This is a genomic window from Pedobacter sp. KACC 23697 (genome assembly GCF_045348445.1).
Classification (GTDB): domain Bacteria; phylum Bacteroidota; class Bacteroidia; order Sphingobacteriales; family Sphingobacteriaceae; genus Pedobacter.
This window is the reverse complement of record NZ_CP157485.1, coordinates 1,546,527-1,558,319: the sequence shown is the minus strand read 5'-3', so window position 1 is coordinate 1,558,319 and position 11,793 is coordinate 1,546,527. Positions and strand designations below refer to the sequence as shown.

Genomic DNA, 11,793 nt, shown 5'->3' with positions numbered 1-11,793 from the left:
AATTATGGTTGAAAAAATATTTTCTTTAGCCTCTGCAGGCATTTATATTTCTGCGTTTTTGCATTATCGGCGTTGGTATAACCGAACTTTTCGCAGATATCCTGCATGGATAAATTATGGATATAAAAATCCTGAATAATGGTTTTACAAGGTTCACCCAAGTGATCAAGTGCCGATTGCATTTTTGCAAAAGAAGCATCTTTCTCTTCGTGGTGTTCTACATCTTCCTCAACAGCAAATACATCTTCATAATCGGTAATATTACCGGCTTTTTTACTGTTAAGACTAAGTTTTTTTAGCCAAATACGTCTGCAAACCGAATAAATATAGGTTTTCAGCTTGCTGCTGAGCTCAAAATTACCTGCCTTAATTTTGTTATATAAAATTATTATACCTTCCTGATAAACATCTTTTGCGTCATCTTCATCACCGTTATTGTTCAGGATAAACTGCAAAACCATCGCATAATAAGCTTTGTATAACTTGTTAAGTGTATCTTCTGAGTTATTTAGAACACCTAAAATAACCTCTCTATCTGTTGGAACTGAACTCTTTAAACTGTTATTCACTAGTTAATACATTTTTCGTTAAATAGTAACCCAATATTAGACAAAAAAATATTTATTGCTATTATAATTGCTTAATACAAACTAAAATCAAACGGTAACCCAAATCCCCTAAAAAAATATTTTAACTTTTTTGTAAATTTTCGGGTTACCTTTTTACCTTTGCGGCATTAATAAGAAATTAATTACTAAAAAAAATTCAAAAATGAAAAATGCATTCAAATTAGGCTTTTTAGCTTTAGCTTTATCTTTATCAGTTGTTGCTTGTAACTCAGAAAAAAAAGCTGAAGGTGCTGATACTACTTTAACAGATTCTTCTACTATCGTTACTGATACTACTGCGAAAGATACTACAGTAAAAGATTCTACAGTTAAAGATACTACTGTAAAAGCTACTACTACTACAACTGAAGTTAAACACTAGTCTAACTTTACCATATAAAAAAGGCTTCTGATTACACATCAGGAGCCTTTTTTATTTTTTTTTACTTTTTTTTACTTTTTAGGGTTACCTTTTTTAATAAAGAGTATTAACAAGTAAATTAATTAATTACTTAAAAAAATATTCAAAATGAAAAATGCATTCAAATTAGGCTTCTTAGCTTTAGCTTTATCTTTATCAGTGGTTGCTTGTAACTCAGAAAAAAAAGCAGAAGGTGCTGATACTACAGCTACTGATTCTTCAACTGTAATTACTGATACTACTAAAAAAGATACAGTAGTTAAAGATTCTACAGTAAAAGATACATCAGTAAAAACTACTACAGAAAAAACTGAAGTTAAACACTAGTCTAACTTACTTATAAGAAAAGCCTTTGAAATTCATTTTTCAAAGGCTTTTTTATTTGCAAAAAAAGAGGTTACCTTTTTAAATTTTTGGTATTAATAGTATAATTTAACCTAAAACATATCCAAGATGAAAAATGCATTCAAATTCGGCTTTTTAGCCCTTGCTTTATCTCTAACAGTGGCTGCTTGCGGCGAGTCAAATAAAAAAGCTGATGGCACCGACACAACAGTTACAGATTCTTCTACCATTATTACCGATACCACCAAAGTTGATACAGTAGTAAAAGATTCTACTTTAAAAGACACTTCTGTTAAAGCTACAACAGAAAAAACCGAAATTAAACACTAGTTAGATTAATTAATTATAGCAAAAAGGTCGTGATTTGTAATCGCGACCTTTTTTACTTAAAAAATAAAGTTATTTTTTTTACAATAAGTAATTAAATAACAAACCATTTGAAAAGAAGCTTGATCATCAATATTAAATAGTTATCGTGAGCTTCTCAAATTTTCGGAACAAATAACCGAAAGATCTCTTAAAATATTAAAGGTGTTTCGATACTTCGTGAAGTTCAGTACAGGCTGGCTTTAAATCGGAAAATTGGTGGTGAAATTACAAATATGGTTACAGCCTGTTTTTATTTTAGGCATCAAGGCCATAAAATCCATCAATTGTAGTAAATTTGCGGCAAAAATATAATCCGCATAATGAATTTAACATCACTACAAGCTATTTCACCTGTTGATGGCCGTTACAGAAAAACTACAGAAGGTTTAGCCGCTTACTTTTCTGAAGAAGCCTTAATCAAATATCGTGTTTTTGTAGAAATCGAATATTTTATAGCGCTTTGCGAAATCAACTTGCCAGGCTTAGCAAATTTTGATCGAAATCTTTATGCTGAATTACGCAAAATCCATGAAAATTTCTCAGAGACTGATGCTTTAGAAATTAAAGAAACTGAAAAAGTAACTAATCATGATGTTAAAGCAGTAGAATATTTTATCAAAAATAAATTCGATGCCTTATCTCTTCAGGACTATAAAGAGTTTATCCATTTTGGTTTAACCTCTCAGGACATCAATAATACGGCTATTCCCTATTCCATTAAACTGGCATTAAATGAAAGTTATTATCCGGCTATTGATTCCTTAATCGAAAAAATTAATGCTTTGGCAACAGAATGGAAAGATATTCCGATGTTGGCACATACGCACGGACAGCCGGCCTCTCCTACCAAGTTAGGTAAAGAGTTCTTGGTTTTCGCTGAGCGTTTGTCCATTCAGGTAAAAAGTTTAAAGAATATCCCAAACAGTGCCAAATTCGGTGGTGCAACCGGCAATTTCAACGCGCACCACATTGCTTACCCTCAGGTAAACTGGGTTAATTTTTCGAATCAGTTTGTAAATGAAACATTAGGTTTATCACGTGCACAACATACTACGCAGATTGAACATTATGATCAGTTTGCAGCACAGTGTGATGCATTAAAACGAATCAACAATATCATTATCGATTTGGATAGAGATATCTGGACTTATATTTCAAAAAACTATTTCAAACAGAAGATCAAAGCCGGAGAGATCGGTTCATCAGCAATGCCACATAAGGTTAACCCGATCGATTTTGAAAATGCTGAAGGAAACGCAGGCATTGCAAATGCCCTTTTCGAGTTCTTTGCTGCTAAATTACCCATTTCGCGTTTACAGAGAGATTTAACAGATTCTACCGTTTTGAGAAATGTTGGTGTTCCTTTTGGGCATACATTAATTGCCATAAATGCTACCTTGCGTGGTTTAAACAAGATTTTATTAAATGAAGCTGCATTACATGCAGATTTAGATGAGAACTGGGCCGTGGTTGCTGAAGCTATTCAAACTGTTTTAAGAAGAGAGAACTATCCTAACCCTTACGAAGCCCTGAAAGAATTAACCAGAACAAATACTAAAATCAATGCAGCTAGTATTGCTGAATTTATTGAAGGTTTAGCAGTTTCGGAAACGATAAAAGTACAATTAAGAACCATTACACCATTTAATTACACCGGCGTTTTTTAGTTAAATTAAATTGACGTTAAGCAGACAGCCGGCAAAGCTTTTATTAATGAGTAATTGTTAATTTTGTTTATTCAAATTGATTAAGACATGACGATTAACGTATATACAGAACAGACTCCAAATCCAGCTACCATGAAATTCATGGTAAACAAACTGTTAATAAACGGTAGTGAGGATTTTGCGACTAAAGAGAGTGCTGAACATTCGCCTTTTGCTAAAGAGTTATTTAAGTTCAACTTTGTTTCCGGCGTTTTTTTCGCCAGTAATTTTGTTACCATTACCAAAACAGATGATGCAGACTGGGGAGACATTGAAGCCATTCTGAAAGAATTTGTGAAGGGTGCGGTAGAATCTGAATTAAAGATTAAAGAAGCTGCTGCTGAAGAAGCGCCTACATTTGAAGGTACGGAAACTGAAATTAAAATTCAACAGATTTTGCACGATTATGTTCGTCCAGCCGTTGAACAGGATGGTGGTGCAATTACATACAAATCTTTTGATGAAGGTGTAGTTACTGTAGAGTTACGTGGCTCATGCAGTGGTTGCCCGTCTTCTACCATTACGCTTAAATCAGGAATTCAAAACCTGTTACAAAGAATGGTGCCAGAGGTTACAGACGTAGTTTCTGAAGCACTTTAAAATTGTGCATTTTTCATAGTAAGTATATATAGTAAAAGGTCGCGATGAGAATCGCGACCTTTTTTATTATAAACCAGACGTAACCCTGAATTTATTTCAGGGCTTAATACAGAAGGATGCTGAAATAAGTTCAGCATGATACTTCTACTAAAAATACTGCCTAATCGCAGTCAACATCTCAGCGGTAAGTTTTCCATTGGTAGCCAATATTTCTCTTTTCTCAAAGTAATCCTTGCCTCCAGCGAAATCATACACCTCTCCTCCTGCCTGCTGAACGATAAAACATCCGGCTGCAAAATCCCATTGTTGCAGGTTATATTCAAAAAAGGCGTCAAAACGTCCACAAGCCGTATATACCAAATCTATTGCCGCTGCACCAATTCTACGTACTCCGTGGCTTTTCTGCATCATTTCGGCCAGTAATTTCAAGTATTTCTCCTGTTTATCAAACTGATAATATGGGAAACCTGTAGCCAAAAGGCTTGATTTTAAATCAGGATTAACGGAAACTTTAATTTCTTTTTTATTCATCAGGGCCGGTCCGCCTTTATACGAATAAAACATTTCTCCCCTATTTAATTCATAAACCACACCTATTACAGGTATTCCATCTTCATAAAGCGCTACACTAATGCCATAGGCCGGAATGCCATGGATAAAGTTGGTTGTACCATCTAAGGGATCAATGATCCAGGTATAGGTTTTCCCGGTGCGGTTAATGGTTTTTTCTTCAGTGATAAAACCTGCATCGGGAATTAATTTTTCCAGATTTTGAACAAGCTTCTGCTCTGCTGTTTTATCAACATAAGAAACCATATCATTTAATCCTTTGTATTCTATTTTCTGAACATCAAACTGCATAGCTTCTTTACGGATAAAATTTCCGGTTAGCTTAACAATCGAGATCACTTTATTGCATAATAATTCGTAATTCATAACTATTTAACAATAACGTAAGGCTGTTGTTGGGTTTTAAATGAATTTTTAGGGTATTTAACGGGCCAGTTGGTTCTTATTCCTTAGCGCATAAGCACTTAATGCAATTCCACCTACAACAAGGAACGTTGAAATCATTTCTGCCTGCGTAAAAGATAAACCAAAAACATGGTATTTGGAATTTACACGGATTAACTCGATACAGAAACGTTCAACGCCATTTAAGATCATGTAAATACCAAACATTAAACCGGGTGCTTTTATTTTATCCCTGATGCGCCATAGAAAGGCAAAAAGTATGAGACAGATAATGACTTCGTAAAGTGGTGTTGGGTATACACCTTGTGCCAATTCGTTACAAAACTTTCCAGTACAGCCCGGAATTGGAATCCCCTCACCTACCACATTGTTGGGATATTTGTAAGACCACAACCAATCTGGCAGCCAGGAGAACGGCTTTGGGTTGGAGTTCACAATGCCCCAATCGCCATCACCTGCCATATGACAGCCAATACGCCCAACAGCATACGCCAGCATCATACCTGGTCCGCCTACATCAAGCATATGTAAAGGCTTAATGCCGTTTCTCTTCGCAATAATTAGTACAGCTGCACCGCCGCAGATTAAGCCCCCGTAAAAAGTTAAACCGCTAAAGGATAATAAACGCTCTATAGGATGTTGAACAAAATCATCCCAATACTCTAGATTATCAAAAAATTTAGCTCCTAAAAAGCCCCAGATAGCCGCCCACACAATCAGGTTACTCATGGTTTGGTAGGGGTGAATGGTTACCTGCGTTTCTTTTGGTTTATCTAATTTGTGCTTATTTTTTTCGGTATAATCCCAATAAGCAAATAAACCGGCAAAAAACAAACCACCAATGATATTTCCTTTGGCCGACATTAAAACCGATTGTGCATCACTTACGAAAAGCTGATAGTTTAATAAAGCATAAATGAGTTTATAACCGATAACAAAGCCGAAAAGCCCGTTCATAATCAGTTCTGATGTCGTAGCAGGCTTGCCAATTACAATCGTTTTTTTAACCGGATGGAGTATGCCCAATGCCTCTTTACGTTTAAGCTCTTTGGTAAATGCCCAGTAACCCGCAACAAATGCAAGTGCGACAAAAACACCAAATGTATTAAATGGAAGCGGTAAATTAATGCCGAACAGGTATTCTAAAAAATGTGAAACGGTAGGAAACATACAAATATTTTGTTGCGAAGATAGGAAAGAAAGACCAAAGCTGAAAGATTAAAGCGGAAAGTCCGAAGTCAGAAAGTCAGATGTCCGAAGACGAAAGCGGAAAGACCAAAGCGGAACGACCGAAGCTGAAAGACTAAAGCGGAAAGACCGAAGTCAGAAAATCAGATGTCCGAAGACCGAAGCTAAGAGATTAAGGATTCATAAATCTTATCTTTTACATCGTCCATTTAAAAGATTCTTCACTGCGTTCAGAATGACAGTAAAAGATATTTGACTGAAAATTTCAGACTCAGGACTCAGGACTTAGGACTAAGGACTCAAGACTAAGGACTAAACTAATGGTGCGCGTAAGTGTTTTCCAGTTCGGCCACTTCTACTTCTCCATCGGCAGTGATTGCTAAAAGCTTAACCGCCTTTAATTCATTTACCATAACCGGATCGTATTTGGCGCGTACTTTTACATAGTTTTTGGTAAAACCGTGCATGTAACCTGATTTCTGATCTGCTTCGAAAAGTACTTCGCCTTCAGCACCAATTTGTGATTCGTAGAAAGCCCTCCGTTTTTTATCAGATAAGATATGAAGCATTTTACTACGCTCATTCCGTTCACTGCCGGCCACAACACCTTTCATTTCAGCAGCAGCAGTTAATTCGCGCTCAGAGTAAGTAAATACATGTAGATAAGAAATATCAAGCTGGTTTAAAAACTGATAAGTATCCAGGAAATCCTCTTTCGTTTCGCCAGGAAAACCTACAATTACATCGACACCAATACAGCAGTTTGGCATGACTTCTTTGATTTTAGCTACACGCTCCACATATAAATCACTGCGGTAACGACGGCGCATTAAGCCTAAAATTTTATCAGAGCCAGATTGTAAAGGAATATGAAAATGTGGAACAAACCTTTTTGAAGTTGATACAAATTCTATAATTTCGTTGCTTAACAAATTAGGTTCGATAGACGATATCCGGATTCTTTCAATTCCTGCTACTTCATCCAAAGCTTTAACCAAATCAAAAAATTTGTCTTCCCGCTGCCCATTTCTGATTCCGAAATCACCAAGATTTACACCGGTTAATACAATTTCTTTCACACCGCTTTCTGCAATCATTTTTGCACGGTTTACTACATTTTCGATGGTATCGCTACGGCTTGCACCGCGCGCCAGCGGAATGGTACAATAAGTGCAGGGATAATCGCAACCATCCTGTACTTTTAAAAAAGTACGCGTTCTATCGCCAATAGAATAGGAAGCAATGAAGTTGTGGTTAACTTTTTCTATATTTTGTTGATGAACAAGTGCTTTTGGCTGTTTGGTTAAATCAGTGATATATTCAACAATTCTGAATTTTTCTGCTGCACCTAAAACCATGTCAACGCCTTCTATTTCGGCAATTTCCTGTGGTTTTAACTGGGCATAACAACCAACAATAGTTACAAAGGCATTTGGTGAATACTTTAAAGCTTCTTTAACAACTTTACGGCATTTTTTATCAGCATGCTCCGTAACAGAGCAGGTATTGATTACGTAAACATCAGCCTGGTCCTGAAATTCTACAACGGCATAGCCAGCATCGGTAAATAAACGACCGATGGTTGAAGTTTCAGAGAAATTGAGTTTACAACCTAATGTATAAAATGCGACCTTTTTCATGGAAGCTGCAAAGATATGAAAATAGATTTGAGTATTGAGATATGAGGTTCGAGATTAAAGGTAAATTACAGTCTATTAACAAAGCAGTTGCCAATTTTAAGTTTTCAGCTGACCACAAACTGCGAATTACAAACTGAAAACTATTTCTCCTGCCACCGGTAACTTTCCTGCTCGAAACCAGCCAAGTCCAAGACCCTACTCACTACTGTTCCGGCAATTTCTTCTATGGTTTGAGGCAAACTGTAAAAAGATGGATTAGCTGGACAAATGATCCCTCCGGCTTCAGTAACCGTTTTCATATTGTTAATGTGAATCAGACTAAATGGGGTATCTCTTACCACAGCGATTAATTTTCTACGTTCTTTTAACACCACATCTGCCGCTCTTGAAATCAAATCATTAGATATTCCATGCGCTACCCTACCCAAAGTTCCCATGGAGCAGGGGATAATAATCATCGTATCGTATTTTGCTGATCCTGACGCAAATGGCGCATTAAAATCATTTTTATTATAAAAAGTAAATTCTTTAAAATGGTCATAATCCTGGTTTCCCAGCTCAAACTGCCAAACTGCTTTTGCATTATCGCTCATTACTACACCAACGGCCTCAGTCTGGTCTTTTAATTTTAACAACTGATCAAACAAAACCTTCGCATATATAGAACCACTGGCACCTGTAACCGCAACAATTACTTTCTTTTTCATCATAACCACAAAAATAGTTTATCTAAATCCATTAAAACAAAAAAGGGCCAGAACAATGTTCTGACCCTACATCTACCTATGAAAAACATACCCTCGAAAGGGTAAGAACAAATATATATAATTTTTTAAAAAAATATAAACGAGAAACGTTAAATCTCTCAAAACAGGTCATTAGCGCTAAAATTAACCACAAGGAACTGATTATCAGATTAATAATTTTCAATAAAAATAACCAAAAACTTTTTTACCACATAAAAAGATGCTTTTTTAAGTAAAAACAAGAAGAATTTTGTATTACAAATCAGTCTATATTGACAAAGAATGCGTTAACTCCTGACTTTTGTTCACCCACTACACACTTAAATTTACATTTTTTTGATATTGGCCTAACATCATATCCATCTTTTTTTAACTTATAAGTATATTTTTAAAACTTACAGCTATAGGTTATCTCATGAGGTGGCCAGTTTCGATCTGATTCGGCTTAATGTTTCCAGCCGCATACACAAAAACGAAGCAATATATTTTAATGGAACCCTTTCAATTAATTTAGGGTAAGACTTAATAAAGCGGATATATCTTTTTTCTGCTGATTGTAACCTCGAAATAAATGCTCCCTCACAAGCTTTTAAGTAGTGAAGCTGAGCCACTTCCCTGCCGATGTAATTGGCAATATGATAATTTAAATATAAGCGTTTTGACATGGCGTGTGGAACAGCAATAGCCACCACATCTTCTAAGGCTTGTATATACTCTTCTAAAAAGTAGTTTGTGTTCCAAATGTTACTCACATTTCCTATAAACTCGTTTTCTTTCGCAATCCAGATGGTAATCTCTTTACTATCATCTTTAATATATCCCCTTGTTATGCCCTTAATAATAAGATATACATACTGATTGAGATGTAATGGCGATGAAATAAATTTATTCTTTTTAAATTTAACAGGAAAAGTTTCCTTATTGATGATAGATTCCATCTCCGGACTTAAATCATGAAAAGATTTAAAAAGGGTAATTAGCGGCGAAAAACCATCAAAGGGCAACCATTTTTCTTGGGTATTATAGTTATATTCGGGATTCATGATCTGATCTGTTGTGCAACTGCTACTAAAGTTCTAAAGAAGAACAAGCGAAATATTTACTATCATTTTTTAAACATCCGTTTCTTGAAAATGTTTTGTTAAGAACCCGTGCAGTATTTCTAATTGAAAATGAAATATCAGCTTTCAAAAAAAATCAATCATCTTATAATCTATACCATAATGTATGATAAATATTATAAATTCCTTATCAATCAGTTGGAATTAATTGTTTAACGGTTATATTTGGGAAAGTGTCATCTTTGATTTTATGATAGATTTAGCTTCACCATTTTTAAAGGCATTACTAAAACATTCTACAAGCCCGGTAGTCATTTTTAAAATAAAGCCAATACTAGTGGTCGTAGAACATAATGATGCTTACCAGGCTTTAATAACGCGTGTGGGCGGAAAATCAAAATTCAATGATATCGACATTATCCCTAACCTCTTATCTGATACTGAAAAAGCTATTTTGATTAAAACAGTTCAAAAAGTGAGTCAACTTAAAGACAAGCAGCAACTGGTCATTCATCCTATTTATTCAAATTCACCAAAGGTAAAATGGGAATTGGAATTTTCTCCGGTATTACAAAGCGATCGCCCGGTTGAATACCTCATTTGCTCGTTAAGGGAAATTCCAATGGACGAGAATGACCTGGAGCATATTTTATTTGAACTTTCAGAAAGTGAAACCCGTTTTAGGGGATTTTTTGAACAGGCACCTTTAGGCATGTGTGTGTTAAAAGGTACAGAACTGATTACAGAGTATGCTAATGATAACATATTAAAAATCTGGGGCAAAAGTAGAAAAGAAGTTATCGGAATACCTTTAGAAGAGGTACGACCGGAGTTTGAAATACAACAATCACATGTAAAACGTATAAAGGATATTTTTAAAAGTAAACAGCCTTTAACGATCAATGAGTTAAAACTCTCTACAGCAGTTTCAGATGGTTATTTTATCGCCCTTTACGAACCTTTAAAAAATGATAAAAACGAAGTAACCAGAATTTTAGTGATGATAAAGGATATTACCGAGCAGGTAAACTTTAAAAAGGAATTACTTAAAGCTAAAGATATTTTGAAGATAGCTATGGATGCTTCAGAAATGGGCTCATGGAATATCGACTTGGCGCACAAACAAATACTGCTATCAGAAAGGGCACAACAGATCTACGAACTTGAAAATAACCGATTGGATATTGAGGAAGCCAAATCTATGATCTATCCCGAAGATATCGGGCATCTTACCAGAGGTATAATACGTGCTTTACACCACCGGAATGCCTTTAATATCGAATATCAGATTAATTTGAAGGGTATAACTGCAAAGCGCAAGTGGATAAGAACTGCAGGAAAGGCTTATTACAACGAAGATGGAAAAGCTATTTATATAGCAGGAGCTGTTTTGGATATTACTGAGCACAAACAGGATGAAATAAGAAAAAATGATTTTATTGGTATGGTAAGTCATGAGCTTAAAACTCCTTTAACCTCTTTAAGTGCATATGTACAGCTTTTACAACATAAACTTAAAGAAACAGATAATAGCCTTCATGCTCAGATACTTGATAAGATAAATGTTCAATTAAAGAAAATGTCGTTAATGATAGATGGTTTTTTAAATATTTCCCTACTGGAATCCGGCAAAATATTATTGAACAAGACCAATTTTAATTTTATCGAATTGGTTAAAACCATTACGGAGGAAAGCAGAATGGTTTCGCCAAGCCATTTTATCCAGGTAATTGGTCCGGAAGAATTATACGTGTACGCAGATATGGAAAAAATTGGCAATGTTATAAGTAACCTGATTGGAAACGCAGCGAAATACTCTAAAAAAGAATCTCTAATTGCCATAAAATGCGAAATACAAAAGGATGATCTGGTTGTAAGTGTAGAAGATGAAGGTATGGGCATCAGAGAAAATGATATACCCCGACTTTTTGACCGTTTTTATCGGGTAGAGAGCCCTGATACCAAAACAATTGCAGGATTTGGAGTCGGGCTATATATTTGCGCCGAAGTAATTGAAAGGCATAAGGGAAAAATATGGGTAGAAAGTAAATTAGGAAAAGGATCTACATTTTATTTCAGCCTACCTTTTTCCAATGAGCCACAATAACGCAACATGCTGATTACCAGACAAATG

General features: G+C 35.4%; 12 protein-coding genes. 6 read left to right on the top strand and 6 right to left on the bottom strand.

Annotated elements, in window-relative coordinates; translation table 11 throughout:
* Positions 1-2: 2 nt before the first annotated feature.
* Positions 3-569, bottom strand: a complete 567-nt coding sequence (locus tag ABEG20_RS05950; RefSeq protein WP_406826470.1) for an RNA polymerase sigma factor — start codon at positions 567-569, stop codon at positions 3-5.
* 202 nt (positions 570-771) lie between these two features.
* Between ABEG20_RS05950 and ABEG20_RS05945 the strand changes: the two genes are divergently transcribed.
* The 5 genes from ABEG20_RS05945 (at position 772) to ABEG20_RS05925 (ending at position 4,049) form a co-directional block, all read left to right on the top strand.
* Complete coding sequence (locus ABEG20_RS05945; protein WP_025142863.1) at positions 772-990, top strand: hypothetical protein; 219 nt, start codon at positions 772-774, stop codon at positions 988-990.
* 147 nt (positions 991-1,137) lie between these two features.
* On the top strand, positions 1,138-1,356 hold the full coding sequence (locus tag ABEG20_RS05940; protein ID WP_025142864.1) for a hypothetical protein: 219 nt from the start codon (positions 1,138-1,140) through the stop codon (positions 1,354-1,356).
* 126 nt (positions 1,357-1,482) lie between these two features.
* A complete protein-coding gene (locus ABEG20_RS05935) occupies positions 1,483-1,704 on the top strand; it encodes a hypothetical protein (RefSeq protein WP_406826469.1) in 222 nt (73 codons plus the stop codon).
* A 359-nt stretch (positions 1,705-2,063) separates the two neighbouring features.
* Positions 2,064-3,410, top strand: coding sequence for an adenylosuccinate lyase (gene purB / locus ABEG20_RS05930; RefSeq protein ID WP_406826468.1), 1,347 nt, complete (start codon positions 2,064-2,066; stop codon positions 3,408-3,410).
* An 87-nt stretch (positions 3,411-3,497) separates the two neighbouring features.
* Positions 3,498-4,049, top strand: a complete 552-nt coding sequence (locus tag ABEG20_RS05925) for a NifU family protein (RefSeq protein WP_406826467.1) — start codon at positions 3,498-3,500, stop codon at positions 4,047-4,049.
* 147 nt (positions 4,050-4,196) lie between these two features.
* Here ABEG20_RS05925 and ABEG20_RS05920 read toward each other — a convergent pair whose 3' ends face one another.
* The 5 genes from ABEG20_RS05920 to ABEG20_RS05900 all read right to left on the bottom strand — a co-directional run bounded on the left by ABEG20_RS05920 (position 4,197) and on the right by ABEG20_RS05900 (position 9,641).
* Positions 4,197-4,985 carry an inositol monophosphatase family protein gene (locus tag ABEG20_RS05920; protein WP_406826466.1) on the bottom strand — a complete coding sequence of 263 codons (789 nt, stop codon included), beginning with the start codon at positions 4,983-4,985 and terminating at the stop codon, positions 4,197-4,199.
* Positions 4,986-5,042: 57 nt separating this feature from the next.
* Positions 5,043-6,194, bottom strand: a complete 1,152-nt coding sequence (locus ABEG20_RS05915) for a prolipoprotein diacylglyceryl transferase (RefSeq protein ID WP_406826465.1) — start codon at positions 6,192-6,194, stop codon at positions 5,043-5,045.
* Positions 6,195-6,529: 335 nt separating this feature from the next.
* Entirely contained in the window at positions 6,530-7,852 is a 1,323-nt protein-coding gene (gene mtaB, locus ABEG20_RS05910; protein ID WP_406826464.1) for a tRNA (N(6)-L-threonylcarbamoyladenosine(37)-C(2))-methylthiotransferase MtaB, read from the bottom strand.
* Positions 7,853-7,992: 140 nt separating this feature from the next.
* Positions 7,993-8,562: a UbiX family flavin prenyltransferase gene (locus ABEG20_RS05905; protein ID WP_406826463.1), complete on the bottom strand. Its 570-nt coding sequence runs from the start codon at positions 8,560-8,562 to the stop codon at positions 7,993-7,995.
* A 449-nt stretch (positions 8,563-9,011) separates the two neighbouring features.
* Positions 9,012-9,641: a Crp/Fnr family transcriptional regulator gene (locus ABEG20_RS05900; RefSeq protein ID WP_406826462.1), complete on the bottom strand. Its 630-nt coding sequence runs from the start codon at positions 9,639-9,641 to the stop codon at positions 9,012-9,014.
* 355 nt (positions 9,642-9,996) lie between these two features.
* Here ABEG20_RS05900 and ABEG20_RS05895 point away from each other — a divergent pair, with 355 nt between their 5' ends.
* A complete protein-coding gene (locus ABEG20_RS05895; RefSeq protein ID WP_406826461.1) occupies positions 9,997-11,766 on the top strand; it encodes an ATP-binding protein in 1,770 nt (589 codons plus the stop codon).
* Positions 11,767-11,793: the final 27 nt, after the last annotated feature.